Raw genomic sequence first — 25801 nt, 5'->3', positions numbered from 1 at the left:
ACAGATCGGTTTAAGTCCAAATTACTCTTTGATGGTGACGACGATGCCGGCACCGACGGTGCGGCCGCCTTCACGGATGGCGAAGCGCAGCTTCTCTTCCATGGCGATCGGCACGATCAGCTCGACATCGACGGTGATGTTGTCGCCCGGCATCACCATCTCGGTGCCTTCCGGCAGCGACACGATGCCGGTCACGTCCGTCGTGCGGAAATAGAACTGCGGACGGTAGTTGGTGAAGAACGGCGTATGGCGGCCGCCCTCGTCCTTGGTCAGGATGTAGGCTTCGGCAACGAACTTCTTGTGCGGCTTGACGGTGCCGGGCTTGGCCAGGACCTGGCCGCGCTCGACGCCTTCACGGTCGACACCGCGCAGCAGCGCGCCGATGTTGTCGCCGGCCTGGCCCTGGTCGAGCAGCTTGCGGAACATCTCGACGCCCGTGCAGGTCGTCTTGGTGGTCGGACGGATGCCGACGATCTCCAGCTCCTCGCCGACCTTGACGACGCCGCGCTCGACGCGGCCGGTCACAACCGTGCCGCGGCCCGAGATCGAGAACACGTCCTCGATCGGCATCAGGAACGGCTTGTCGAGCGGACGCACCGGCGTCGGGATGTAGGCATCGACCGCAGCCATCAATTCGCGGATGGCGTCCTCGCCGATCTTCTTGTCGCTGTCTTCAAGTGCGGCAAGCGCCGAACCCTTGACGATCGGAATGTCGTCGCCGGGGAACTCGTTCTTGGTCAAAAGCTCACGCACCTCGAGCTCGACCAGCTCGAGCAGCTCGGCGTCGTCGACCTGGTCAACCTTGTTCAAGAACACCACGATCGAGGGCACGCCGACCTGGCGGGCGAGCAGGATGTGCTCGCGCGTCTGCGGCATCGGGCCGTCGGCGGCCGACACCACCAGGATCGCGCCGTCCATCTGCGCGGCACCGGTGATCATGTTCTTGACGTAGTCGGCGTGGCCGGGGCAGTCGACATGGGCATAGTGGCGGTTGGCGGTTTCGTATTCGACGTGCGCCGTCGAAATGGTGATGCCGCGGGCCTTCTCTTCGGGCGCCGCATCGATCTGGTCGTAGCGCTTGTATTCGCCAAAATACTTGGTGATCGCCGCCGTCAGCGACGTCTTGCCATGGTCGACGTGACCGATCGTGCCAATGTTCACATGAGGCTTAGTGCGCTCGAATTTACCTTTTGCCATGTGATCTCTCCATTCCTGCCAGCCCGTGCGGGCCTTGAATTAAGTTACTGATGCAACTCGTTTCGAGTTACGCGTATTTCTTCTGGACTTCCTGGGCGACCGCGGTCGGGACCGGCTCGTAGTGGTCGAACTGCATCGTGTAGGCCGCGCGGCCCTGGCTCATCGAGCGAAGGTTGTCCACGTATTTGAACATGTTGGCGAGCGGCACCATCGCGTTGATGACCACAGCCACGCCACGCGCTTCCTGGCCCTGGATCTGGCCACGACGGCCGTTCAGGTCGCCGATAACGCTGCCGACGTAATCTTCCGGCGTCACCACTTCGACCTTCATGATCGGCTCTAGCAACTGCACGCCAAGCTTGGGCGCTGCTTCACGGAAGCAGGCGCGGCCGGCGATTTCGAAGGCCAGAACCGACGAGTCCACGTCGTGGTAGGCGCCATCGATCAGCGTCGCCTTGACGCCGATCATCGGGAAGCCGGCGAACGGGCCCGAGGTCATGACGCTGTTGATGCCCTTTTCGACACCGGGGATGTATTCCTTCGGCACAGCGCCGCCGACGATCTTGGTTTCGAACTCGAATTCGCTGCTTTCCGGATTCGGCTCGAACAGGATCTTGACGCGGGCGAACTGGCCGGTACCGCCGGTCTGCTTCTTGTGCGTGTAGTCCTGCTCGTGCTTGCGGGTGATCGTCTCGCGGTAGGCCACCTGCGGCGCGCCGACATTGGCCTCGACCTTGAACTCGCGGCGCATGCGGTCGACGATGATGTCGAGGTGAAGCTCGCCCATGCCGGAAATGATCGTCTGGCCCGATTCCTCGTCGGTCTTGACGCGGAAGGACGGATCCTCGGCGGCCAGGCGGTGAAGGGCGAGACCCATCTTTTCCTGGTCGTTCTTGGTCTTCGGCTCGATGGCGATCTGGATGACCGGATCGGGGAATTCCATGCGCTCGAGGATGACCGGATGCAGCGGATCACTGAGCGTGTCGCCGGTGGTGGTGTCCTTGAGACCAGCGAGGGCGACGATGTCGCCGGCAAACGCCTCTTCGACGTCGGCGCGCGAATTCGCATGCATCTGCAACATGCGGCCGATGCGCTCTTTCTTGCCCTTCACGGTGTTGTCGACCGAGATGCCCTTGGTGAGCTTGCCCGAATAGATGCGGGCAAAGGTGAGCGAACCGACGAACGGGTCGTTCATGATCTTGAAGGCAAGCATCGACAGCGGCTCGTTGTCGTCTGCATGACGCTCGATCTCGGCGTCGGTCTTGGCATCGACGCCCTTGATGGCCGGGACATCGGCCGGCGACGGCAGATATTCGACGACGGCGTCGAGCAGCGGCTGCACGCCCTTGTTCTTGAAGGCCGAGCCGCAGAACATCGGATAGAACTTCACCGCGATCGTGCCCTTGCGGATGAGCGCACGGATCTCGTCGTTGCTCGGCATCTTGCCTTCGAGGTAATTCTCGAGCGCCGTTTCGTCCATTTCGACGGCGGCCTCGATCATCTTCTCGCGGTATTCTTCGGCACGAGCCTTGAGGTCGGCAGGGATCTCGACGATGTCCCAGGCAGCGCCCAGCGTCTCGTCGCGCCAGACCAGCGCGTTCATCTCGACAAGGTCGATGACACCCTTGAACTCGGTCTCGGCGCCGATCGGCAGCTGCATGACGACGGCATGCGCACCTAGGCGCGAACCGATCATCTCGACCGAGCGGTAAAAGTCGGCGCCGATCTTGTCCATCTTGTTGCAGAAGATCATGCGCGGCACGCGGTACTTGTCAGCCTGGCGCCAGACGGTTTCCGTCTGCGGCTCGACACCGGCATTGGCATCGAGCAGCGCGATGGCGCCGTCGAGCACGCGCAGCGAGCGCTCGACTTCAATGGTGAAGTCGACGTGGCCGGGGGTGTCGATGATGTTGAAGCGGTGCATCTTGCCGTCGCGACCCTTCCAGAAGGTCGTGGTCGCGGCGGACGTGATGGTAATGCCGCGCTCCTGCTCCTGCTCCATCCAATCCATGGTGGCAGCGCCGTCGTGGACTTCGCCGATCTTGTGCGACTTGCCCGTGTAATAGAGGACGCGCTCGGTGGTCGTCGTCTTGCCGGCGTCGATATGCGCCATGATACCGAAATTGCGGTAGTCTTCGATTTTATATTCGCGGGCCATGGGAGGTGCCTCTTCAGTCTCGTTCGCGCTTTACCAGCGGTAGTGCGCGAAAGCGCGGTTGGCTTCTGCCATCTTGTGGGTGTCTTCACGCTTCTTGACGGCGGTGCCGCGGTTGTTGGCCGCGTCCATCAGCTCGCCGGAGAGGCGGTCGACCATAGTGGTCTCGTTGCGGTTGCGGGCGGCGGCAATCAGCCAGCGGATGGCCAATGCCTGACGGCGCTCGGGGCGCACGTCGACCGGAACCTGGTATGTGGCGCCGCCGACGCGACGCGAACGCACTTCCACATGCGGCGCGACATTGTCGAGCGCCTGATGGAAGACGGTGACCGGCTCCTGCTTGGTCTTGGACTGGACCTGATCGAGCGCGCCGTAGACGATGGTCTCGGCAACCGACTTCTTGCCGTCATACATGACGGCGTTCATGAACTTGGTGACGATCAGATCGCCGAACTTCGGGTCCGGATTGATCTCACGCTTTTCTGCACTGTGACGACGGGACATTTTTTCTCTGCCTCAATTCTACGCGGTGGCCTGGATCCCGGATCGTCGCTTGACGCCGCCCGGAACGACCTTGGCTACGCTTCGGTCACTTCGGACGCTTGGCGCCGTATTTCGAACGGCGCTGCTTGCGGTTCTTCACGCCTTGCGTGTCGAGCACGCCGCGGATGATGTGGTAACGGACGCCCGGAAGATCCTTGACGCGACCGCCGCGGATCATCACCACCGAATGCTCCTGAAGGTTGTGGCCTTCGCCGGGGATGTAACCGATCACTTCAAAACCATTGGTCAGGCGGATCTTGGCCACCTTGCGCAGCGCCGAGTTCGGCTTCTTCGGCGTCGTGGTGTAGACGCGCGTGCAGACGCCCCGCTTCTGCGGGTTCTGCTGCATGGCCGGGACCTTGTTGCGCTTCACCGGCGCAATGCGCGGCTTGCGGATCAGCTGGTTGACGGTAGGCATTAAACCCTCTTGTCTCTCAATTCCGTATCTCGCCCGGTCAGGGCCGCTCAAAGCGTCATTTCCATACGCAAATTCGGGCCACAAACCGCGCCTCGCGGTCTTGCCCGAACAAATGGCAGAGGAAGCGGAATCCGCTTCATGCACGCCGGAAATGTCTTCTCGCTCGTAAAACGAACCCTGTTTGAGGCAAACTCCAAAGCGTGTCGCTTCGGAAGCAAGAGCCTCACATCGGTTCTGACTGGGCGGCTTCTACTCGTATGGCCACTGTCCGTCAACCCCGGAGCGGCAAATATTGCGCTGAACCCGAGGCGTGGCAGCCATGCGAAAAGCGCATGTAATTTTCTTGCGCCGTTTTTCAAGAGGAAGCCAGAAAGTGACCGGCTTGCGGCTGTTTCCAGGCCGTGCTTCGTGCGAAAAGGCGGCATGAGCAGCCCAAACCCCCTCGCCCGGAGGTACGAACCCGTGAATGACAATGAGGAGCGCCCGGTCACCATTATTACCGGCCGGGTGTGGAAGCGCAAAGGCGGCAAGCCGGAAGGCGTGCATGTGATGCTGGTCGCGCCGGACGACGATTCGGCAGTGCGCCGCGCTCTCGAATCGCTTGCCGCGGAAGGTTATGCCGAGGCAGAGCTCGATCAGATCGGCGACATGGACGGCGTGCCGGACGAGGAGCCGCATCTGTCCGCCTATCAGGGCGCGCTCGAAGGCGAAGTGTCGATCGTGACGTTCGATGTGCCGATCTGAAGATATCTGAATCGCGGTCGATCTCACGGGCCGGCGACAAAGCCCGGCGACTTGCCCGGCACAAGTTCTCTGCTAAGAAGCGACCTCTGGCAAAACCAAGCACACTCAACCTGCGGAGCTCCCATGTCCTCTAATCCCATCAAGCTCGGCATCGTCGGCGTGGGGAAGATCGTCCGTGACCAGCATCTGCCGGCGGTGGCGAAGGACCAGGATTATCGCCTGGTTGCTGCAGCCAGCCGGCATGGCAAAGTGGAGGACATCCCGAACTTCCCGACGATCGAGGCGATGCTCGACTCGGTGCCGGAGCTCGAGGCGGTGTCGCTGTGCATGCCGCCGCAGTTTCGCTATGACGCCGCGCGCTTGGCGCTCACGGCGAAAAAGCATGTCTTCCTGGAAAAGCCGCCCGGCGCCACGGTCAGCGAGGTCGAAGACCTGAAGACGCTGGCGGCAGCGAACGGCGTCTGCCTGTTCGCCAGCTGGCATTCACGCTATGCGCCGGCTGTCGAAGCAGCGCGCACATTCCTCAGCTCGACTACGATCAGGTCGGCCGCCATCAACTGGAAGGAAGACGTGCGCCGCTGGCATCCGAACCAGGAGTGGATCTGGGCTGCCGGCGGCTTTGGCGTCTTCGATCCCGGCATCAACGCGCTGTCGATCGCCACCCACATCCTGCCGCCGATGTTTATCAGCTCGGCAGAACTCGATTTCCCCGAAAACCGCGCGGCCCCGATCGCCGCCCATATCGCCTTCCGCACTTCGAACGGTCTGCCGGTGACGATGGAACTCGATTGGCGTCAGACCGGCCCGCAAAGCTGGGACATCCTGGCCGATACCGAGGCCGGATCGATGGTGCTTTCTGGCGGCGGCTCAAAGCTCGCCATCGATGGCCGCGTCGTTCACGAGGAGCCGGAAGCCGAATATCCGATGCTCTACAAGCGCTTTGCCGATATCGTGCGCGCCGGCACCTCCGACGTCGATCTCGCGCCCCTGCAGCACGTCGCCGACGCCTTCATGCTCGGCAAGCGCAATGTGGTGGAAGCTTTTTTCGATTGACGAGTGGGCGCCGGCCGGATCGCAGGTCTGGTCGGCGCACCGCACAAAATCAATTGACGATCGCTATTGCAAAGCCGTCATAGCCCTTGGCGCCAACAGTCTGGATCGCGGTGCCTGCCAGACGCTTGTCGCTGCCAATGAACGAGAACGCCGCGCGTGCCCCTTCGACATTGGCATCGCGACCATCTTCATTCACCACCGCGCCGTCACGGATGACATTGTCGCAGACGATGACGGTCCCCGGCCTCGAAAGACGCATGGCCCAGGACAGATAGTGCGGGTTGTTCGGCTTGTCGGCGTCGATGAAGATAAAGTCGAACGGCCCGGCATTCTCGGCGCCTAACCCCGCAAGCGATTGAAGCGCCGGTCCGACCCGCAGTTCCACCCGGTCCGACACCCCTGCCCGTTCAAAGTTCGACCGCGCGACACTGGCGTGGTGCGGATCAAGCTCGAGCGTCACGACCTTGCCGTCCATCGGCAATGCTCGCGCCATCCAGATTGTCGAATAACCGCCCAACGTGCCGATTTCGAGTACCTTCTTTGCTCCCTGCATTCGCGCAAGAAGTGAGAGCAGCTTGCCTTGTGCCGGGGAAACGTCGATAGGCGGCAGGCCCTGATCATGGTTGGCCGCCAGAACGGCATCGAGGGCTGGATCCGCCTCGAAAAGAGCTTCGACAATGTAGTCATCGACAGAAGCCCAGATCTTCCTGCTCATCGTTCTCCTCCGATCCGATTGGGGAACCACAACGCGAAAAGGGGCCACTTGGGCCCCTTTTCTATCTTCTCTTTCTTGCGCGCTTATTGCGCGGCGTTAACCATGTCGGTCAGCATCGGCTCGGCGACCTCGACGCCGGACGCCTTGCGGCGCTCGTCGATGATCAACTCGTCGCGCGAGGTGGCGATGCGCCGGATCTGGCTCATCGTACCGCCGGTACCGGCCGGGATCAGCCGGCCGACGATGACGTTTTCCTTCAGCCCCTGCAGCATGTCGGTCTTGCCGGCAACCGCAGCTTCGGTCAGCACCCTCGTCGTCTCCTGGAAGGAAGCGGCGGAGATGAAGGACGGCGTCTGCAGCGAGGCCTTGGTGATGCCGAGCAGCACCGGCTGGCCTTCGGCCGGCTTCTTGCCTTCCTCGACCAGGCGCTCATTGACCTCTTCCAACTCGATCACGTCGACGTGGTCGCCCGGAATGTAGGTCGAATCGCCCTGCGTGGTGATCTCGACCTTCTGCAGCATCTGGCGAACGATCACCTCGATGTGCTTGTCGTTGATCGACACGCCCTGCAGTCGGTAGACCTCCTGGATCTCGTTGACGAGGTAGGAGGCAAGCGCCTCCACGCCCTTGATCGCCAGGATGTCGTGCGGCGCCGGATTACCGTCGAGGATGTAGTCGCCCTTCTCGATGACGTCGCCGTCCTGGAGATGGAACGGCTTGCCCTTCGGGATCAGGTATTCGACCGGCTCAAGCGTGGAGTCATGCGGCTCGATGATGATGCGGCGCTTGTTCTTGTAGTCGCGGCCGAAGCGGATCGTGCCATCGATCTCGGCGATGATGGCGTGATCCTTCGGACGGCGTGCCTCGAACAGTTCGGCCACACGCGGCAGACCGCCGGTGATGTCCTTGGTCTTGGCGCTTTCCATCGGGATACGCGCCAGCACGTCGCCGGGGCGAACCTGTGCACCCGGCTCGACCGAAAGAATGGCCTCGACCGAGAGCAGGAAGCGGGCGTCACCGCCCTTCGACAGCTTGCCGACCTTGCCCTTGGCATCCTGGACGACGATCGCCGGCTTGAGATCGTTGCCGCGTGGCGTCGAACGCCAGTCGATGACCTCGCGCTTGGTGATGCCGGTCGATTCGTCGGCGGTTTCCTGGACGGAAATGCCATCGACCAGATCCTCGAATGCCACCCTGCCCTCGATTTCGGTGAGGATCGGGCGGGTATAGGGATCCCACTCGGCAATGCGCTGGCCGCGCTTCACCTTGTCGCCATCGTCGACGAAGATACGCGAACCGTAGGTGACGCGGTGCGTGGCGCGTTCCTTGCCGGCCTCGTCGAGGATCAGCACCGCCATGTTGCGGCCCATGACCATCAGCTGGCCGTCGGAGTTGCGCACGACGTTGCGGTTGCGGATCTCGACCTTGCCCTCGTACGAGGCTTCAAGGAACGAGGAATCCACCACCTGCGCCGTGCCGCCCATGTGGAAGGTACGCATGGTGAGCTGGGTACCCGGCTCGCCGATCGACTGCGCCGCGATGACGCCGACAGCTTCGCCCTGGTTGACGGGCGTGCCGCGGGCCAGATCGCGTCCGTAGCAGACCGCGCAGACACCGACCCTGACCTCGCAGGTCAGCGCCGAACGGATGCGAACCGACTGCACGCCGGCCTTTTCGATCAGTTCCACGTCACGCTCGTCCATCAGCGTTCCGGCCTTGACCAGAACCTCGCCGGTGACCGGGTGGGTGATGTCGTCGAGCGAGGTGCGGCCGAGAACGCGCTGGCCAACCGAGGCGACGACCTGACCGGCATCGACGATCGGCTGCATGGTGAGGCCCTTGTCGGTGCCGCAGTCGAGCGAATTGACGATGCAGTCCTGCGCCACGTCGACAAGACGACGCGTCAGGTAACCCGAGTTCGCCGTCTTCAAGGCGGTGTCGGCCAGACCCTTGCGGGCGCCGTGGGTCGAGTTGAAGTACTCGAGCACGGTGAGGCCTTCCTTGAAGTTCGAGATGATCGGCGTCTCGATGATTTCACCGCTAGGCTTGGCCATCAGGCCGCGCATGCCGGCGAGCTGGCGCATCTGGGTGGGCGAGCCGCGCGCACCGGAGTGCGACATCATGTAGATCGAGTTCATCGGCTTCTGACGGCCGTTGTCCTCGAACTCGACCGCCTTGATGCGGGCCATCATTTCGTCGGCGACCTTTTCCGAGCACTTGGCCCAGGCGTCGACGACCTTGTTGTACTTCTCGCCCTGGGTGATCAGACCGTCATTGTACTGCTGCTCGTACTCCTTGGCCAAAGCCTCGGTGTCGGAGACCAGCTTGATCTTGGCGTCCGGGATCAGCATGTCGTCCTTGCCGAACGAAATGCCGGCGCGGCAGGCATGGCTGAAGCCGAGAGCCATGATGCGATCGCAGAAAATGACCGTCTCCTTCTGACCGCAATGGCGATAGACGGTGTCGATCATCTTGGAGATGTTCTTCTTGGTCATCTCCTGGTTGGCGGTCTCGTAGGGCACGTTGTGGTTCTTCGGCAGCAGCTCGCCGATGATCATGCGGCCAGGCGTGGTGTCGTAGATCTTCGACACGACCTTGCCGTCGGCGTCGACCGTGCGGAAGCGCCCCTTGATCTTGGCATGCAGCGTCACCGCCTTGGTCTCGAGCGCGTGCTGGAGTTCGCCCATGTCGGCAAACACCATGCCCTCGCCCGGCTCGTTCTGATTGACAATCGAGAGATAGTAGAGACCGAGAACCATGTCCTGCGACGGCACGATGATCGGCGCACCGGAAGCCGGGTGCAGGATGTTGTTAGTCGACATCATCAGCACGCGGGCTTCGAGCTGCGCTTCCAGCGACAGCGGCACGTGGACCGCCATCTGGTCGCCGTCGAAGTCGGCGTTGAAGGCCGTGCAGACCAGCGGGTGAAGCTGGATCGCCTTGCCTTCGATCAGGATCGGCTCGAACGCCTGGATGCCGAGGCGGTGCAGCGTCGGCGCGCGGTTCAAAAGCACCGGATGCTCGCGGATGACCTCGTCGAGGATATCCCAGACCTCCGGACGCTCCTTCTCGACCAGCTTCTTCGCCTGCTTGACGGTCGAGGAGTAGCCCTTGGCGTCGAGACGGGCGTAGATGAAGGGCTTGAACAGTTCGAGCGCCATCTTCTTCGGCAGGCCGCACTGGTGGAGCTTGAGCTCCGGACCGGTGACGATGACCGAGCGGCCGGAATAGTCGACGCGCTTGCCGAGCAGGTTCTGGCGGAACCGGCCCTGCTTGCCCTTCAGCATGTCGGACAGCGACTTCAGCGGACGCTTGTTGGCGCCGGTGATGACGCGGCCGCGGCGGCCGTTGTCGAACAGCGCATCGACGGCTTCCTGCAGCATGCGCTTTTCATTGCGCACGATGATGCCGGGCGCGCGCAGCTCGATCAGCCGCTTCAAGCGGTTGTTGCGGTTGATGACGCGGCGATAGAGGTCGTTCAGATCCGACGTAGCGAAACGGCCGCCGTCCAGCGGGACAAGCGGGCGCAGATCCGGCGGGATCACCGGAACCACCTTCATGATCATCCATTCCGGACGGTTGCCGGATTCCATGAAGTTCTCGACGACCTTGAGCCGCTTCAGGTACTTCTTATGCTTGAGCTCGGAGGTGGTCGAAGCCAGCTCAGAACGCAGATCGCCGGCGATCTTCTCGAGGTCCATGCCGGCCAGAAGGTCGTGGATCGCCTCGGCGCCGATCATGGCGGTGAACGAATCCTCGCCATACTCGTCGACGGCCATCATGTACTCTTCCTCGCTGAGCAGCTGGTGCTCCTTCAGCGCGGTGAGGCCGGGTTCGGTAACGATGTAGTTCTCGAAGTAGAGGACCCGCTCGATGTCCTTCAGCGTCATGTCGAGCAGCGTGCCGATGCGCGACGGCAGCGACTTCAGGAACCAGATGTGGGCGACCGGTGCCGCCAGCTCGATATGGCCCATGCGCTCGCGGCGGACGCGCGACAGCGTGACTTCGACGCCGCACTTCTCGCAGATGACGCCCTTGTATTTCATGCGCTTGTACTTGCCGCACAGGCACTCATAGTCCTTGATCGGGCCAAAAATGCGCGCGCAGAACAGGCCGTCACGCTCCGGCTTGAAGGTGCGGTAGTTGATGGTCTCCGGCTTCTTGATCTCGCCGAACGACCAGGACAGAATCTTCTCAGGGCTGGCAAGCGAGATCCGGATGGAATCGAACACCTGCGCAGGCGCCTGGGGGTTGAAGAGATTCATGACCTCTTGGTTCATGCCGTTCTCCTTTTCGGGGTCCTCGAAAACCCCTTGCATCTAGCGCGGGCCAAACGCCCGCCGACTTGATCGGCCATCGGCCGAGAATTTGGTGCGTCCGGTCGCGGGAAGACCGCGGCCGGACGTCTTGCTTACTCGGCCGCGTCGGGCAGCCGGATCGGGTTGTCGTCGAGCTTGGTGTTCTCCAGCTCGACATTGAGGCCGAGAGACCGCATTTCCTTGACGAGAACGTTGAAGCTCTCGGGAATGCCGGCCTCGAAGGTGTCGTCGCCTCTGACGATCGCCTCGTAGACCTTGGTGCGGCCGGCGACGTCATCCGACTTCACCGTCAGCATCTCCTGCAGCGTGTAGGCGGCGCCGTACGCTTCGAGCGCCCAGACCTCCATCTCGCCGAAGCGCTGACCACCGAACTGCGCCTTGCCGCCCAGTGGCTGCTGGGTAACGAGCGAGTACGGACCGATCGAACGCGCGTGGATCTTGTCGTCCACAAGGTGGTGAAGCTTGAGCATATATATGTAGCCCATCGTCACTTTGCGATCGAACGGCTCGCCGGTGCGTCCGTCATAGAGCTGCGACTGACCGCTGGTGTGCAGGCCCGCCTGCTCCAGCATGATGTTGATGTCGGCCTCGTGCGCGCCGTCGAACACCGGTGTCGCGATGGAGACGCCGCGGCGCATCTGCTCGCTGAGGCGAACGATGCTCTCGTCGTCATATTCGCGGACCGGCTCGTTGCGGTCGTTGGAAGGCATGAAGCTCTCGAGCGTCTTGCGCAGCGGCTTGATGTCGCCCGCCGTCTTGTACGCGTCGATCAGATCGCCGATCTTCCTGCCCATTCCAGCGCAAGCCCAGCCCAGATGCGTTTCCAGGATCTGGCCGACATTCATGCGCGACGGCACACCCAGCGGGTTAAGCACGATATCGGCATGCGTGCCGTCCTCGAGGAAAGGCATGTCCTCGACCGGAACGATCCGCGACACGACACCCTTGTTGCCGTGCCGGCCGGCCATCTTGTCGCCGGGCTGCATCTTGCGCTTCACGGCCACGAAGACCTTGACCATCTTCATGACGCCCGGAGGCATTTCGTCGCCGCGCTGCACCTTCTCGACCTTGTCCATGAAGCGCTGCTCGAGCGCCCTCTTGGAATCGTCGTACTGGCCACGCAGGGCTTCCAGTTCGCTCTGGAGCTTTTCGTTCTCCACGGCAAACTGCCACCACTGCGAACGCGGATACTCGTCGAGCGTGTCCTTCGACAGCTTCGAGCCCTTCTTGAAGCCCTTCGGCCCGGCAATCGCTTCCTTGCCGACGAGAACGTCGGAAAGACGCGAATAGACGTTGCGGTCGAGGATCGCCTGCTCGTCGTCGCGGTCCTTGGCGAGGCGTTCGATCTCCTCGCGCTCGATCGCCATGGCGCGCTCGTCCTTCTCGACACCGTGGCGGTTGAAGACACGCACTTCGACGACGGTGCCGAAGGTTCCCGGAGGCATGCGCATCGAGGTGTCGCGCACGTCCGAGGCCTTTTCACCGAAGATGGCGCGCAGCAGCTTTTCTTCCGGCGTCATCGGGCTTTCGCCCTTCGGCGTGATCTTGCCGACCAGGATGTCGCCCGGCTGCACTTCCGCACCGATGTAGACGATGCCGGCCTCATCGAGGTTCTTCAGCGCTTCTTCCGAGACGTTGGGAATGTCGCGCGTGATCTCCTCCGGCCCCAGCTTGGTGTCGCGGGCCATGACTTCGAATTCCTCGATGTGGATCGAGGTGAAGACGTCGTCGGCGACGATGCGCTCGGACAGGAGGATGGAATCCTCGTAGTTGTAGCCGTTCCACGGCATGAACGCGACCAGCACGTTACGGCCGAGGGCCAGATCGCCGAGCTCGGTCGACGGGCCGTCGGCGATGATGTCGCCCTTGTTGACCCGGTCGCCCATGCGCACCAGCGGACGCTGGTTGATGCAGGTGTTCTGGTTCGAACGCTGGAACTTCATCAGCCGGTAGATGTCGACGCCGGACTTGCCGGGATCGAGATCTTCCGTGGCGCGGATGACGATACGCGTCGCGTCCACCTGGTCGACGATGCCGCCGCGGCGGGCGCCGATGGCGGCGCCCGAGTCACGGGCGACGATCGGCTCCATGCCGGTGCCGACGAACGGCGCTTCGGCGCGCACCAGCGGCACGGCCTGACGCTGCATGTTCGAGCCCATCAGCGCACGGTTGGCGTCATCGTTCTCCAGGAACGGGATCAGGGCCGCGGCCACCGACACCATCTGCTTCGGCGACACGTCCATCAGATCGACGTTTTCGCGCGGCGCCATCATCACTTCGCCGGCGTTGCGGCAAATGACGAATTCGTCGACGAAATGACCATTCTTGTCGAGCTCGGCATTGGCCTGCGCGACGTGGTGCTTGGCCTCTTCCATAGCCGAGAGGTAAACGACCTCATTGGTCAGCTTGCCGTTGACGATCTTGCGGTACGGGCTCTCGATGAAGCCGTATTTGTTGACGCGCGCGAAGGTCGCAAGCGAGTTGATCAGGCCGATGTTCGGGCCTTCCGGCGTCTCGATCGGGCAGATGCGGCCGTAATGCGTCGGGTGCACGTCGCGCACCTCGAAACCGGCACGCTCGCGGGTCAGACCGCCCGGTCCAAGCGCCGAAAGACGGCGCTTGTGGGTGATCTCCGAAAGCGGGTTGGTCTGATCCATGAACTGCGACAGCTGCGAGGAACCGAAGAACTCGCGCACAGCGGCAGCCGCCGGCTTGGCGTTGATCAGGTCCTGCGGCATCACCGTATCGATCTCGATCGAGGACATACGTTCCTTGATCGCGCGCTCCATGCGCAGCAGGCCGACGCGGTACTGGTTCTCCATCAGCTCGCCGACCGAGCGCACGCGGCGGTTGCCGAGATTGTCGATGTCGTCGATCTCGCCCTTGCCGTCGCGCAGTTCGACCAGCGTCTTGACCACGGCCAGGATGTCGTCCTTGCGCAGCACGCGCACGGTATCCTCGGCCTTGAGCTCGAGGCGCATGTTCATCTTGACGCGGCCAACGGCCGACAGATCATAGCGCTCGCTGTCGAAGAACAGCGAGTTGAACATGGCTTCAGCGGTTTCCAGCGTCGGCGGCTCGCCGGGGCGCATGACGCGGTAGATGTCGAACAGCGCGTCCTGGCGGCTCTCGTTCTTGTCGACGTTGAGCGTGTTGCGGATGTAGGCGCCGACGTTGACGTGGTCGATGTCGAGGACCTTGATCTCATCGTCACCGGTGCCAAGCAGCACTTTCAGCGTCTTTTCGTCGATCTCGTCACCGGCTTCGAGGAAGATCTCGCCGGTCGCGTAGTTGACAATATCCTCGGCAAGGTAGTTGCCGAGCAGATCCTCGTCGGTCGCCTTGATCGCCTTGAGACCCTTTTCGCCAAGCGCCCTGGCCTGGCGGGCGGTGATCTTCTTGCCGGCCTCGACGACGACTTCGCCGGTGTCGGCGTCGACCAGGTCACCAACGGCCTTGAGGCCGCGGAAACGCTCGACGTTGAACGGGATGCGCCAATGGTCGCCGGCGCGCTTGTAGGTGATCTTGTTGTAGAAGGTCGACAGGATCTCTTCGCCGTCCATGCCGAGCGCCATCAGCAGCGACGTCACCGGAATCTTGCGGCGGCGATCGATGCGGGCATGCACGACGTCCTTGCTATCGAACTCGATGTCGAGCCACGAGCCGCGATAGGGAATGACGCGCGCGGCAAACAGAAGCTTGCCGGACGAGTGCGACTTGCCCTTGTCATGGTCGAAGAAGACGCCCGGCGAACGGTGCATCTGCGAGACGATGACGCGCTCGGTACCATTGACGATGAAGGTGCCGTTCAAGGTCATGAGCGGCATGTCGCCCATGTAGACGTCCTGCTCCTTGATGTCCTTGATCGACTTGGCGCCGGTATCCTCGTCGATATCGAACACGATGAGGCGCAGCGTCACCTTGAGCGGCGCCGCATAGGTCAGGTCGCGCTGACGGCATTCGTCAACGTCGAATTTCGGTCCCTCGAACTCATACTTCACGAATTCCAGCATCGAGGAGCCGGAAAAATCGGAAATCGGGAAGACCGACTTGAAAACTGCCTGCAGTCCCTCGTCAGGACGCCCACCCTTGGGCTCCTCCACCATCAGGAACTGGTCATAGGATGCCTTCTGAACCTCGATCAGGTTCGGCATCTCCGCAACTTCCGGGATCTTTCCGAAAAATTTGCGTACGCGTCTGCGGCCATTGAAAGTCTGGGTCTGGGCCATCGTCGCTCCTTAGCTCAATTCTCGGGACGAGCCTCGCCGCGGCTCGCCTTGCATCTCGGGCCACCTTGGCGGCCCTGTCTTGTTGCCCGCCGCCTGTCGGCGGCTTCTTGTCTTTTCACCCGCCGCCAATTGGCGGCGGGCCAGAAACGGGAGAAAACCCGTTTCCTGAAGGCCGGTTTGCGGCCCTCAGGAAAGAGGTTTTCGCACTCTTCGCGTTACGCAGCCTCCCTTCGACGCGAAAGGAGTGGCGGACGGCGCGACGCCGTCCGCCGGTACTCAACGCTTACTTCAGTTCGACCTTGGCGCCGGCTGCTTCCAGCTGGGCCTTGAACTTGTCCGCGTCGGCCTTGGAAACGGCTTCCTTGACCGGCTTCGGAGCCGCCTCGACCAGGTCCTTGGCTTCCTTGAGGCCAAGACCGGTGATGGCGCGAACTTCCTTGATGACGTTGATCTTCTGAGCGCCTGCCTCGGTGAGGACGACGTCGAATTCCGTCTTTTCCTCGACCGGAGCAGCAGCGGCCGCAGCGCCGCCGGCAGCGGCAACCGCCACCGGAGCAGCGGCGGAAACGCCCCACTTTTCTTCAAGAAGCTTCGACAGCTCGGCCGCCTCGAGGACGGTCAGCTTCGAAAGGTCGTCTACGATCTTTGCCAGATCAGCCATTGCAATGTTCCTTCATAAGGTTCGAACGTGTGTTTGTGATAGCGAGGAACGGCCTCATGCCGCCTCGTCCTTCCGGGCGTAAGCGCCGATGACGCGCGCGACCGAAGCCGCAGGCGCATTGACGATCTGGGCGATCCGGGTTGCCGGCGTGGCGATCATGCCAACCAGCCTGGCGCGCAGCTCATCGAGCGACGGAAGTGTGGCGAGTGCCTTCACACCGTCGGCATTGAGCGAGGTGGTGCCCATTGCGCCGCCGAGAATGACGAGCTTGTCATTTCCCTTGGCGAAATCGGACGCGACCTTCGGCGCCGCAATCGGATCCTCCGAATAGGCGATCAGCGTCTGTCCCTTGAACAGCTCGATGATCGATGCGGAGTCCGTGCCCTGAAGAGCGATTTTGGCGAGACGGTTCTTCGCGACTTTGACGGTGCCACCGGCGGCGCGCATTTTCGACCGAAGGTCGTTCATTTGCGCGACGGTGATACCGGCGTAGTGGGCCACGACGACTGAACCAGCGCTTGAAAACGCATCATTCAGGCCCGTGACGAGTTCGCGTTTTTCCGCTCTGTCCACTGCCTATCTCCAGTTGACCCCTGCCCTCTACGAAGGACAGGCGTCGGGTTGCCTTTTTGCCGGCCGGGCCATCCAGTAACGGATCTCCCGAACGACGCTCGAGGATCCTGCCCCCTTTCGCCACACCTGCCGGCAAGCCGGACGGTGCGCAGACAAAAGGCAAACACGGTTCGAACCTTTCATTGGAGCTTTCGCTCCTTTGTCCGGTCTTCACCCGTCTCATGCAGGCCCGCATGAATTAAGGCCCACATCACCTAAGGCTTGGGGGCCGCCTGCAATCTCGGACAGGATGTCCGGAAGCCTTTCGACTTCCGGTACCGGGCCGCCGACAGGTCGGAGGCCCGGAATTCTTTCACGGATCAGCGTTTTAGCGGCCGATCCAATTGTTCCTATCAGGACGCTGCGAGCGTCGAGACGTCGAGCTTGAGGCCCGGGCCCATCGTCGAGGTGACCGACACCTTCTTGACGTAGTTGCCCTTGGCACCAGCCGGCTTTGCCCTGGTCACCGCATCAGCGAAGGCGCGGACGTTTTCTTCCAGCGCCTTGACGTCGAACGAGACCTTGCCGACGCCGGCGTGAACGATGCCGGCCTTCTCGACGCGGAACTCGACGGCGCCGCCCTTCGATGCCTTGACGGCGGCGGTAACGTCGGTGGTGACGGTGCCGACCTTCGGGTTCGGCATCATGCCGCGCGGACCGAGCACCTTGCCGAGACGGCCGACCAGCGGCATCATGTCCGGCGTGGCGATGCAGCGGTCGAAGTCGATCGTGCCCTTCTGGACGATGTCGACCAGATCCTCGGCTCCGACGATGTCGGCGCCGGCGGCCTTGGCCTCCTCGGCCTTGTCGCCACGCGCGAAGACGGCGACGCGAACGCTGCGGCCGGTGCCGTTCGGCAGGTTGACCACGCCGCGGACCATCTGGTCGGCATGGCGGGGATCGACGCCGAGGTTCATCGCGACTTCGATCGTCTCGTCGAACTTCACCGAGGAGCGATCCTTGAGCAGCTTCAGCGCCTCACCCAAAGCATAAGCCTTGTTGGGATCGATGCCTTCGCGGGTCTTCGATACACGCTTTGCAATCTTTGCCATGATCTCAGCCCACCACTTCCAGACCCATCGAGCGGGCGGAGCCCTCGACCATGCGCATGGCCGCCTCGACGTCGTTTGCGTTCAGATCCTTCATCTTCTGCTCGGCGATGGCGCGCACCTTGTCGCGGCCGATCGTGCCGGCCTTGACCTTGCCCGGCTCCTTCGAGCCCGACTTCAGGTTGGCAGCCTTCTTCAGGAAGTAGCTCACCGGCGGCGTCTTCATGACGAAGGTGAACGACTTGTCCTGGTAGTAGGTGATGACGACCGGAACCGGCGAGCCCTTTTCCATTTCCTGGGTCTGCGCGTTGAACGCCTTGCAGAACTCCATGATGTTGATGCCACGCTGACCAAGCGCCGGGCCGATCGGGGGCGACGGCGTGGCCGATCCCGCGGAAACCTGGAGCTTGAGCTGGCCTGCAATTTTCTTAGCCATCTCTCTTCCTGCCTTTTCTCATGCCGGTCTTGCCGGCGGTTGCAGTCTGGTGGTGCGGTCCGCGCGGCCGGCTAAAGCCGCATTCGCCTCCCACCCGTTTTTGGCCGCGCGATCTCCGCGCCGCCTTCCCTGCCGCCGAAACCGGTGCAGGGATTTCGGATCAGCCCTTCTCGACCTGTCCGAATTCCAGATCGACCGGCACGGCGCGCCCGAAGATCGAAACTTCTACCTTGAGCCGCGCCCGCTCCTCGTCCACTTCCTGGACGAAACCGTTGAACGACGCGAATGGTCCATCCGAAACGCGGATCGCTTCGCCGATCTCGAACGTCACCGACGGCTTCGGCCGCTCGACGCCTTCCTGAACCTGGTTCAGGATACGCTGGGCCTCGGCTTCGGTGATCGGCACCGGCTTGGAGTCGCCCAGGAAACCGGTGACCTTCGGCGTGTTCTTGACGAGCGAGAACACGGCGTCGGTCAGATTGGCCTTCAGCAGCACATAGCCCGGAAAAAACTTGCGCTCGGCATCGACCTTGCGGCCGCGGCGGATCTCGACGACCTTCTCGGTCGGCACCACGATCTGCTCGATGTCGGCGGACAGGCCCTTCTGCTTGGCCTTGTTCTCAATGTCCTCGGCGACCTTCTTTTCAAAGTTCGAGTAGGCGTGGACGATGTACCACCGCGCGGTCATTTCAAGACTTCTCCGTAATCGCCGGACTTACTGTCCGAGGCCGAGGATTTTTTCGACCGCAAAGCCCATGGCCACGTCTGCGGTAAAGAAAAAGATCATCGCGATGACCGCGAACACAAGGACCATCACCGTCGAGATCATCGTTTCGCGCCGCGACGGCCAAGTGACCTTGGCGGTCTCCGCGCGAACCTGCTGGAGAAAGGTGAAGGGATTTGTGGTTTTCGAAGCCATATGCCGCTCTGTCTGCAAGACCCGTTGGCCGGGCCTCCTGGATGATCCCGCTGGCCGGGACGTGCCGCTTGAGCGTGCGTTCGCGCCGAATCAGCGCAATCATTTCGCCCATGCAAATCAGACGCGTAAAGCCGGCTTCCCAGCTCCACGCGTCGCGTGTCTGTCTCGTCTACATAAAACCGATTCTTGATCCACGCAAGTGGCAAGTGTCCGCTTTATGGCCAAACGCCGCCTCGGAACCATCCAGTCGTTCCGTCCCGGCTATGCGGCCCTTATGCCGCAACTTATGCTATATGGCAAGTCACAAGCCGGTTTTCAAAGGCCGCACTGCAAAAGAATCGTTTTAGGTATCCATTCGAAGAATGGCACGGGCAGCAGGGCTCGAACCTACGACCTGCGGTTTTGGAGACCGCCGCTCTACCAACTGAGCTATGCCCGTATGCGCATGTCGGCGCAGCAGGCGCTTCCTAAAAGCTTCCGCGCGCTCTGTAAAGAGCGACGTGCGCTACCCGGCCTTCATCTTCGAAAGTCCAGGCGTCCTCCCGGCCATTTCCCGTCGATCCGTTGATTGCTGACGATCAAGCCGACCCAGGGACGCACGATTTCCGGGTCGGTCAGATTGATGTATTTTCCCACCAGCCCTTTCGCACCCTGGCGCCGGGCATCGATGAGCCCCTTGCGCACGCCATTATGCCAATCGAACAGCAGGTAAACTCTCTCTCCCGCCGTCTTCACCTCGCCCCAGCCAGACTTCCATTTATCCTTGCTGTCGCCTGGAATCGTGGGATCGGCACCGCCGTTCCATCGGTTGGACCAGCTGCCTTCGATGGTGTCGTTGCGGTCGCGGTCGCTTTGGGTGCGTCCCCACCCCCGACGACGAGGAGGTGTCGGCGTTCGCCGCCGGCGTGAAACTGGAGGGAACTCCAAGCGATGAAAATGCCGAGGCATGAGGCACGTCCATGAAGCCAAACGGATTTCGGATTCCGCGGTTGCTGTCAGAATTTGCTTTGCTGTCCGATCCCATCGCAGGCCTCCGGTTTTTCAGCGCGGCCCCCGCCAGCCACGGCGGCCTCAAACCGTTCCAGCCTGGCGGACCGAACCATTCACCACCACCCATTTCCCGCAAATCGGGTCCTGGCCGGCAGGGTTTTCGACCGATTCGTGCCCGGTCAGGTTCCCGAAGGCGCCTTGTAGGGGCCGCCCGGCACCCCCCAACCCCCAGGCCGGCATTGGTTCGCTCTCGGGGTCGCAGGTCGGGCCCTTGTTGGAATTCATCTTGGCCAGCCGCGATCCCCATTCGACATAGGCCATGAAGGCCGAGCGGAATTCGGGATCGTCAGGCAACCCGATCTCGTCGGCGGCGTCGGCGAGAAGGTTGATCCAGCGCCGGCGCTGCTCCTCGGTCAGATGCTTGCCGAGATGATGCATCACCATCTCGCGATGGCCGCCATGCTCTTCGCTGTAGGTTTTCGGTCCGCCAAAAACTTCACCGATGAAGGCCGCGACGTGAGCGGGATGGTCCGGCGACATATGCTTGAACACCGGCCCGACGATGGGATCCCGAGAGACGTTGTCGTAGAAGGTTTGGGTCAGGCGGTTCAGCGCTTCGGTGCCACCGGCCCATTCAAACAATGTCGGGGCATCCTGGCTCATTTGCGATCCCTCACCTGGCTGGTCTTCAACCACGCTGGACGATAGCGGAAACACCGAGCGCCGCTCAACCTGCCTCGATGGGCAGTTTGGCCGGCGAAGCTACCGCTTAGGGCGCGTCGCGGCCTCGGTATTGGCCGACGGCGCGACCCTGCAATTATCGGCCTTCGGCACCGACCTGCAGATCGTGGCGCCGGTCAGCTCGTCAACCGATTGAGAACCCGTCGTTAGCCCGAGCTGCAGCATCGCGTCGGCTTCGAGTTGGGCGGCCCCAGGATCGCCCTTTTCTGTCTCGATCTCCCGCTGGCGCAACCAGTCGCCTACCCCGGCTGATCATGGTTTCATGTCCGATGATGTGTACGGGCCACTCGCCACGTCCCAACGCCAAGCCGGCATTGGTTCCATCTCAGGATCACAGGTGGAGCTCGCCCCCGCTACCCGCGATCCCCCTCCGATGCAGGCTATGAGGGTTTGCGGGGGATTGCCGTACGACCCTTCGTCGCCGGCATTGGTCGCCTGCGTGGCCGGCTGAGAAATTTGGACTTGAACCGGTTGAGAAGGTCCGGCCTTCGCCTCGATCGCTGCCGCCTCGGGCGGCTTGGCATTCGCAGGGATCTCTCGTAGGTCTTGTAGCTGCCGGCGTTCTTCCGGCTGACGACCCTGGTGCTGAGTATCTTCTTCTTGCCTTTCACCATGCGATAAGTGGTGCGGTACAGCAATTTCGTCCGGATATAGGTCGTGGTGATCTGATGGACGCCGAGAAAGGCCCATTCCCCGACCACGCGCCGGATGCCACCGGAAAACATCAACGGACAGGCGGAATTACAGATGGCGCCGTTGGCATAGGCTTCGCCGAAATAACGGGAGCCCTTGCCGTCGTTTTCCTTGCAGTTCTTCATATCTGGCAGACAGCCGACGAAACCGGTTTTACCGACGGCGATATCGAGCTTGTTCTTGCGGATCAGGCGGCCAAGTGTCAGCGCAGCTTCGACATTGCCGCCGGGGGAATCGACGACGATCGGCAACTTTCGGCCGCCAAGCGCTTTCAGCGCGCGTTTGAACAGGGCCGGCGTGCCGGCTTCTATCGAGCCTTCCGCCGATATCCATTCCGGACAGGTCGGCTCGCAGCCCGGCGCGCTGCTGCGGACGACGACGAACCGCATCGTCGGGCCGAAATCAGGCGCGGATTTTTCCGGCGTGGATTTCTTTGCATCCGCTGCGAAGGCAGCGTGGCCCATGGCAAGCAACGACACCAGGCAGATCAGCCCTAGCGACCACCATGCCTGACAATGCAAACGGCGCCATGGAACCATTCGGGCAGCCCCCTCGATGCAACCTATACTAGTTATGGCAGAGGCGCTTGCAACAGGATTTGAAGCAATGCGGTTAATCCATTGCCAGAATATCAGAATCAAAAAGGGCGGCCCGAAGACCGCCCCCTTTGCATCCGATCTCAACCGGCAGCGCCGGCGATTACTCTTTGATGGTGACGACGATGCCGGCACCGACGGTGCGGCCGCCTTCACGGATGGCGAAGCGCAGCTTCTCTTCCATGGCGATCGGCACGATCAGCTCGACATCGACGGTGATGTTGTCGCCCGGCATCACCATCTCGGTGCCTTCCGGCAGCGACACGATGCCGGTCACGTCCGTCGTGCGGAAATAGAACTGCGGACGGTAGTTGGTGAAGAACGGCGTGTGGCGGCCGCCCTCGTCCTTGGTCAGGATGTAGGCTTCGGCAACGAACTTCTTGTGCGGCTTGACGGTGCCGGGCTTGGCCAGGACCTGGCCGCGCTCGACGCCTTCACGGTCGACACCGCGCAGCAGCGCGCCGATGTTGTCGCCGGCCTGGCCCTGGTCGAGCAGCTTGCGGAACATCTCGACGCCCGTGCAGGTCGTCTTGGTGGTCGGACGGATGCCGACGATCTCCAGCTCCTCGCCGACCTTGACCACGCCGCGCTCGACGCGGCCGGTCACCACCGTGCCACGGCCCGAGATCGAGAACACGTCCTCGATCGGCATCAGGAACGGCTTGTCGAGCGGACGCACCGGCGTCGGGATGTAGGCATCGACCGCAGCCATCAGTTCGCGGATGGCGTCCTCGCCGATCTTCTTGTCGCTGTCTTCAAGTGCGGCAAGCGCCGAACCCTTGACGATCGGAATGTCGTCGCCGGGGAACTCGTTCTTGGTCAAAAGCTCACGCACCTCGAGCTCAACCAGCTCGAGCAGCTCGGCGTCGTCGACCTGGTCGACCTTGTTCAAGAACACCACGATCGAGGGCACGCCGACCTGGCGGGCCAAAAGGATGTGCTCGCGCGTCTGCGGCATCGGGCCGTCGGCGGCCGACACCACCAGGATCGCGCCGTCCATCTGCGCGGCACCGGTGATCATGTTCTTCACATAGTCGGCGTGGCCGGGGCAGTCGACATGGGCATAGTGGCGGTTGGCGGTTTCGTATTCGACGTGCGCCGTCGAAATGGTGATGCCGCGCGCCTTCTCTTCGGGCGCCGCGTCGATCTGGTCGTAGCGCTTGTATTCGCCAAAATACTTGGTGATCGCCGCCGTCAGCGACGTCTTGCCATGATCGACGTGACCAATCGTGCCAATGTTCACATGAGGCTTAGTGCGCTCGAATTTACCTTTTGCCATAGTCTCTTTCCTTGGACGGCCTGGGGACGGCCTGGACCTTCAGTTCAGTCGAATGCGGGGCGATTAGCGACTAAGGCCGAAAAACACAAGTGCCTTGTCGCCGAGCGCGCTCGCCCGGCCCGAACGTGTGATCCGGTTTCGGAGAATGTGGCGCGGATATAGGAACGAACAAGGGCAAATGGAATGGTTACGGCGGCGGCTGACGGCTTTGTCGGATTTACAGCCGGATCTGGCCCATTGCCGCCCTGGCGCCGGTCTGATTTCGTGGGCCGATGCATTTCATCCCGACTGCCATACGAGGCCCGCTGTTCATGGTCGTTTCGACCGGGTCCTACATCGTCAACGACACGATGATGAAGCTCGCAACCGCGGGACTGCCGCCCTATGAGGTGCTGTTCCTGCGCGGCGCTGCGGCAACATTGTGGGGCATTCCGCTGCTGTTCATGTTGGGCTATGGCAAGCAAATTCCGCTGATCCTCGACGCGAAGGTTTTGCGCAGGAACCTGCTCGAACTGGGTGCTATCCTTTGCTACGTGGTGGCGCTCGCCAACATGCAGATCGCCGATTCGACCGCGCTCGGGCAGATCACGCCCTTGCTGATGCTGGTCGGCTCCTCGATGCTGTTTGGCGAACGGATCGGCGGGCTGCGCATGGCGCTGATCGGCCTTGGTTTTATCGGCGCGGTGATGGTTGCACAACCGACGATGCAGGGGATTTCGGTCTATGCCCTGCTGGCGCTAGGCAATGCCGCCCTGTCCGCGGCGCGCGATCTGGCCGGACGCAAGGTCGCCGCCGACGTGCCGGGGATGATCGTCGCTATTTCCGCGGTGATTGTGGTGCTCACCGGCGCCGGCGTTGCGCATCTGGTTTCCGAGCAGTGGGTGGTGCCTGAAATCCGTCACCTGCTGCTGATGGGCGGCGCCGGACTGTTCCTGATCTTCGGCCACTTCTTTATCTTCATGGCCTATCGCGTCGGGCCGACCAGCGTGGTGGCGCCGTTCTACTATTGCTTTACCGTCTGGGCGGTGATTTCAGGCCTGGTGGTATTCCGGCAGCTCCCGAATGCGCTGGCCATCTGCGGCATCCTGCTGGTGGTGGCCAGCGGGTTGACCATCGTCTCGCTCGACGAGCGCAAGCGCCGGTTGACCGTCGTCGCTTGAAACTGAAATCGGCCTGCACAATAGGAGGAGCGCGTGGCAAGCCCGGATGACAACCAGAATTCACGCAACCGCAGGCTTATCGGAAAGTGCCTGTGCGGCGCCGTTCAGTACGCGGTGGCGGACGCGTTCGTCTATGCCACGAACTGCCACTGCTCGAACTGCCGGCGCACCACCGGCTCGGCCTTCAAGCCATTCGCCGGCATCGAGCGCGACAGGCTGAGCCTGGCGAGGGGCGAGGACAATCTCATGATCTTCGGCGACGAAACCGGCCATGACGCGCATTGCAAGACCTGCGGCTCGTTGCTCTATTCCGTGGTCCGCGACGGTGCCTTCGTGCATGTCGCCATGGGAACCCTGGTCGACGAGCCGACCATCCGCCCGACGCAGCACATCTTCGTCGGCTCGAAGGCGAAGTGGTTCACGATCACCGACGATCTGCCGCAATACAGAGAACACGCGGTCGCCGGAGATGCCGGCGAATAGCTGACCGTTAGAAAACGCTCAACCAAATTATCGTTTCGTTTTCGCGTCGGCCGCCAACGAAACTATACTGTGCTCCGTCACTGAACTTATGTCGCGGGGATTTCTGTGGCATTGCCGCCCGACTGGTTGCCCAATGTTGCGATGAGGCGCGTCATTTGCCATTGGACGGCCGGCTCGCATTCGGCCGGCGATACCGACAGGGATGCGTATCACATACTGGTCGAGGGGAATGGCCGCCTGGTCAGGGGCCGGCCTTCGATCGCGCTCAATTCGAGCCGGGTAAAACCGGGATATGCCGCGCACACGCTCAACTGCAACGGCGGCTCGATCGGGGTTTCGCTCTGCTGCATGGCCGGGGCGGAGGAAAGGCCGTTCGATGCCGGCCGCTATCCGATGACCAGGGCGCAGTGGGACGCGATGACCACGGTTGTCGCCGAACTCTGCAAATATTACCGCATCAAGGTCACGCCCAAAACGGTGCTCTCGCACGCCGAGGTCGAAAGCAATCTCGGCATCGAGCAACGCGGAAAATGGGATTTCACCCGGCTGCCCTTCGATCCGACGATCAGCGGCGCAAGCGCCTGCGGCGACCGGCTGCGCCGCGACGTGACGGCGGCAATGGGCGCGATGCCAAATCTGCCGGTGAGGAACGGGCGCGATGCCGCATGGCAGCGACTGCTCGAGGAATTATGGCCGATCATGGTGGGAGGGCTGGAAGCCGGCCTCAACACGCTGATCCGCGAAATCCTCAAAAGGATCAGATAGGCGGTCGGCATTCGGATGAATGCCGACGCAATTGCCGAGCGGCT

22 protein-coding genes, 1 tRNA gene and 1 pseudogene are annotated in these 25801 nt (G+C 62.2%); 5 read left to right on the top strand and 19 right to left on the bottom strand.

Going from position 1 to position 25801, the window contains the following annotated elements; genetic code table 11:
* Positions 1 to 21: 21 nt before the first annotated feature.
* The 4 genes from tuf (NKI18_RS20210) to rpsL all read right to left on the bottom strand — a co-directional run bounded on the left by tuf (NKI18_RS20210) (position 22) and on the right by rpsL (position 4313).
* Positions 22 to 1197, bottom strand: coding sequence for an elongation factor Tu (gene tuf, locus NKI18_RS20210; protein WP_254817137.1), 1176 nt, complete (start codon positions 1195 to 1197; stop codon positions 22 to 24).
* Positions 1198 to 1264: 67 nt separating this feature from the next.
* Positions 1265 to 3355: an elongation factor G gene (fusA, locus tag NKI18_RS20205; RefSeq protein ID WP_352622059.1), complete on the bottom strand. Its 2091-nt coding sequence runs from the start codon at positions 3353 to 3355 to the stop codon at positions 1265 to 1267.
* 30 nt (positions 3356 to 3385) lie between these two features.
* Complete coding sequence (gene rpsG, locus NKI18_RS20200) at positions 3386 to 3856, bottom strand: 30S ribosomal protein S7 (RefSeq protein WP_008875664.1); 471 nt, start codon at positions 3854 to 3856, stop codon at positions 3386 to 3388.
* 85 nt (positions 3857 to 3941) lie between these two features.
* A complete protein-coding gene (gene rpsL / locus NKI18_RS20195) occupies positions 3942 to 4313 on the bottom strand; it encodes a 30S ribosomal protein S12 (RefSeq protein WP_006333356.1) in 372 nt (123 codons plus the stop codon).
* Between the two features lie 462 nt (positions 4314 to 4775).
* Here rpsL and NKI18_RS20190 point away from each other — a divergent pair, with 462 nt between their 5' ends.
* Entirely contained in the window at positions 4776 to 5057 is a 282-nt protein-coding gene (locus tag NKI18_RS20190; protein WP_023680447.1) for a transcriptional regulator, read from the top strand.
* 123 nt (positions 5058 to 5180) lie between these two features.
* On the top strand, positions 5181 to 6110 hold the full coding sequence (locus tag NKI18_RS20185; protein ID WP_352622061.1) for a Gfo/Idh/MocA family protein: 930 nt from the start codon (positions 5181 to 5183) through the stop codon (positions 6108 to 6110).
* A 49-nt stretch (positions 6111 to 6159) separates the two neighbouring features.
* On the opposite strand, the gene NKI18_RS20180 is transcribed toward NKI18_RS20185, so the two are convergent.
* The 15 genes and pseudogenes from NKI18_RS20180 to tuf (NKI18_RS20110) all read right to left on the bottom strand — a co-directional run bounded on the left by NKI18_RS20180 (position 6160) and on the right by tuf (NKI18_RS20110) (position 23349).
* Positions 6160 to 6825 carry an O-methyltransferase gene (locus NKI18_RS20180; RefSeq protein WP_352622063.1) on the bottom strand — a complete coding sequence of 222 codons (666 nt, stop codon included), beginning with the start codon at positions 6823 to 6825 and terminating at the stop codon, positions 6160 to 6162.
* A gap of 83 nt (positions 6826 to 6908) precedes the next feature.
* Positions 6909 to 11105 (bottom strand): DNA-directed RNA polymerase subunit beta', encoded by a 4197-nt coding sequence (gene rpoC, locus NKI18_RS20175; protein ID WP_352643136.1) that lies wholly within the window; start codon positions 11103 to 11105, stop codon positions 6909 to 6911.
* A gap of 131 nt (positions 11106 to 11236) precedes the next feature.
* A complete protein-coding gene (gene rpoB, locus NKI18_RS20170; protein ID WP_352622067.1) occupies positions 11237 to 15373 on the bottom strand; it encodes a DNA-directed RNA polymerase subunit beta in 4137 nt (1378 codons plus the stop codon).
* Between the two features lie 283 nt (positions 15374 to 15656).
* Positions 15657 to 16034 (bottom strand): 50S ribosomal protein L7/L12, encoded by a 378-nt coding sequence (rplL, locus tag NKI18_RS20165; protein WP_023680442.1) that lies wholly within the window; start codon positions 16032 to 16034, stop codon positions 15657 to 15659.
* A gap of 54 nt (positions 16035 to 16088) precedes the next feature.
* A complete protein-coding gene (rplJ, locus tag NKI18_RS20160) occupies positions 16089 to 16607 on the bottom strand; it encodes a 50S ribosomal protein L10 (protein ID WP_008875657.1) in 519 nt (172 codons plus the stop codon).
* Between the two features lie 392 nt (positions 16608 to 16999).
* Entirely contained in the window at positions 17000 to 17698 is a 699-nt protein-coding gene (rplA, locus tag NKI18_RS20155; protein WP_023680441.1) for a 50S ribosomal protein L1, read from the bottom strand.
* A 4-nt stretch (positions 17699 to 17702) separates the two neighbouring features.
* Positions 17703 to 18131: a 50S ribosomal protein L11 gene (gene rplK / locus NKI18_RS20150; protein WP_023680440.1), complete on the bottom strand. Its 429-nt coding sequence runs from the start codon at positions 18129 to 18131 to the stop codon at positions 17703 to 17705.
* A 160-nt stretch (positions 18132 to 18291) separates the two neighbouring features.
* Positions 18292 to 18819, bottom strand: coding sequence for a transcription termination/antitermination protein NusG (gene nusG / locus NKI18_RS20145; RefSeq protein ID WP_006333333.1), 528 nt, complete (start codon positions 18817 to 18819; stop codon positions 18292 to 18294).
* 27 nt (positions 18820 to 18846) lie between these two features.
* Positions 18847 to 19050, bottom strand: a complete 204-nt coding sequence (gene secE, locus NKI18_RS20140) for a preprotein translocase subunit SecE (protein WP_023680439.1) — start codon at positions 19048 to 19050, stop codon at positions 18847 to 18849.
* Positions 19051 to 19413: 363 nt separating this feature from the next.
* Positions 19414 to 19489, bottom strand: a tRNA-Trp gene (locus NKI18_RS20135).
* Positions 19490 to 19566: 77 nt separating this feature from the next.
* Complete coding sequence (locus NKI18_RS20130) at positions 19567 to 19998, bottom strand: hypothetical protein (protein WP_353020317.1); 432 nt, start codon at positions 19996 to 19998, stop codon at positions 19567 to 19569.
* Positions 19999 to 20219: 221 nt separating this feature from the next.
* A pseudogene (locus tag NKI18_RS20125) lies at positions 20220 to 20703 on the bottom strand (group II truncated hemoglobin).
* 99 nt (positions 20704 to 20802) lie between these two features.
* Positions 20803 to 21012, bottom strand: a complete 210-nt coding sequence (locus NKI18_RS20120; protein WP_352622073.1) for a hypothetical protein — start codon at positions 21010 to 21012, stop codon at positions 20803 to 20805.
* A 149-nt stretch (positions 21013 to 21161) separates the two neighbouring features.
* Complete coding sequence (locus tag NKI18_RS20115; protein WP_502900724.1) at positions 21162 to 22013, bottom strand: COG3904 family protein; 852 nt, start codon at positions 22011 to 22013, stop codon at positions 21162 to 21164.
* A gap of 160 nt (positions 22014 to 22173) precedes the next feature.
* Positions 22174 to 23349 (bottom strand): elongation factor Tu, encoded by a 1176-nt coding sequence (gene tuf, locus NKI18_RS20110; RefSeq protein ID WP_254817137.1) that lies wholly within the window; start codon positions 23347 to 23349, stop codon positions 22174 to 22176.
* A gap of 272 nt (positions 23350 to 23621) precedes the next feature.
* On the opposite strand from tuf (NKI18_RS20110), the gene NKI18_RS20105 reads away from it, so the two are divergent.
* From NKI18_RS20105 to NKI18_RS20095, 3 genes are all read left to right on the top strand, one after another.
* Positions 23622 to 24509: a DMT family transporter gene (locus NKI18_RS20105; protein WP_023680434.1), complete on the top strand. Its 888-nt coding sequence runs from the start codon at positions 23622 to 23624 to the stop codon at positions 24507 to 24509.
* 33 nt (positions 24510 to 24542) lie between these two features.
* A complete protein-coding gene (locus NKI18_RS20100; RefSeq protein WP_023680433.1) occupies positions 24543 to 24992 on the top strand; it encodes a GFA family protein in 450 nt (149 codons plus the stop codon).
* Positions 24993 to 25133: 141 nt separating this feature from the next.
* Positions 25134 to 25757 carry an N-acetylmuramoyl-L-alanine amidase gene (locus NKI18_RS20095; protein ID WP_023680432.1) on the top strand — a complete coding sequence of 208 codons (624 nt, stop codon included), beginning with the start codon at positions 25134 to 25136 and terminating at the stop codon, positions 25755 to 25757.
* Positions 25758 to 25801: the final 44 nt, after the last annotated feature.

This window comes from Mesorhizobium sp. M0800 (assembly GCF_040320095.1).
Taxonomy (GTDB): Bacteria; Pseudomonadota; Alphaproteobacteria; order Rhizobiales; family Rhizobiaceae; genus Mesorhizobium.
The sequence above is the reverse complement of the archived record's forward strand: the minus strand, read 5'-3'. Positions and strand labels throughout refer to the sequence as shown.

Bases quoted from the DNA above. Each gene is read 5' to 3' on its own strand.
- tuf (WP_254817137.1), bottom strand. From the start codon at position 1,197: ATGGCAAAAGGTAAATTCGAGCGCACTAAGCCTCATGTGAACATTGGC.
- fusA (WP_352622059.1), bottom strand. From the start codon at position 3,355: ATGGCCCGCGAATATAAAATCGAAGACTACCGCAATTTCGGTATCATG.
- rpsG (WP_008875664.1), bottom strand. From the start codon at position 3,856: ATGTCCCGTCGTCACAGTGCAGAAAAGCGTGAGATCAATCCGGACCCG.
- rpsL (WP_006333356.1), bottom strand. From the start codon at position 4,313: ATGCCTACCGTCAACCAGCTGATCCGCAAGCCGCGCATTGCGCCGGTG.
- NKI18_RS20185 (WP_352622061.1), top strand. From the start codon at position 5,181: ATGTCCTCTAATCCCATCAAGCTCGGCATCGTCGGCGTGGGGAAGATC.
- NKI18_RS20180 (WP_352622063.1), bottom strand. From the start codon at position 6,825: ATGAGCAGGAAGATCTGGGCTTCTGTCGATGACTACATTGTCGAAGCT.
- rpoC (WP_352643136.1), bottom strand. From the start codon at position 11,105: ATGAACCAAGAGGTCATGAATCTCTTCAACCCCCAGGCGCCTGCGCAG.
- rpoB (WP_352622067.1), bottom strand. From the start codon at position 15,373: ATGGCCCAGACCCAGACTTTCAATGGCCGCAGACGCGTACGCAAATTT.
- rplL (WP_023680442.1), bottom strand. From the start codon at position 16,034: ATGGCTGATCTGGCAAAGATCGTAGACGACCTTTCGAAGCTGACCGTC.
- rplA (WP_023680441.1), bottom strand. From the start codon at position 17,698: ATGGCAAAGATTGCAAAGCGTGTATCGAAGACCCGCGAAGGCATCGAT.
- rplK (WP_023680440.1), bottom strand. From the start codon at position 18,131: ATGGCTAAGAAAATTGCAGGCCAGCTCAAGCTCCAGGTTTCCGCGGGA.
- nusG (WP_006333333.1), bottom strand. From the start codon at position 18,819: ATGACCGCGCGGTGGTACATCGTCCACGCCTACTCGAACTTTGAAAAG.
- secE (WP_023680439.1), bottom strand. From the start codon at position 19,050: ATGGCTTCGAAAACCACAAATCCCTTCACCTTTCTCCAGCAGGTTCGC.
- NKI18_RS20130 (WP_353020317.1), bottom strand. From the start codon at position 19,998: ATGCCTCGGCATTTTCATCGCTTGGAGTTCCCTCCAGTTTCACGCCGG.
- NKI18_RS20115 (WP_502900724.1), bottom strand. From the start codon at position 22,013: ATGGTTCCATGGCGCCGTTTGCATTGTCAGGCATGGTGGTCGCTAGGG.
- tuf (WP_254817137.1), bottom strand. From the start codon at position 23,349: ATGGCAAAAGGTAAATTCGAGCGCACTAAGCCTCATGTGAACATTGGC.
- NKI18_RS20105 (WP_023680434.1), top strand. From the start codon at position 23,622: ATGCATTTCATCCCGACTGCCATACGAGGCCCGCTGTTCATGGTCGTT.
- NKI18_RS20095 (WP_023680432.1), top strand. From the start codon at position 25,134: ATGAGGCGCGTCATTTGCCATTGGACGGCCGGCTCGCATTCGGCCGGC.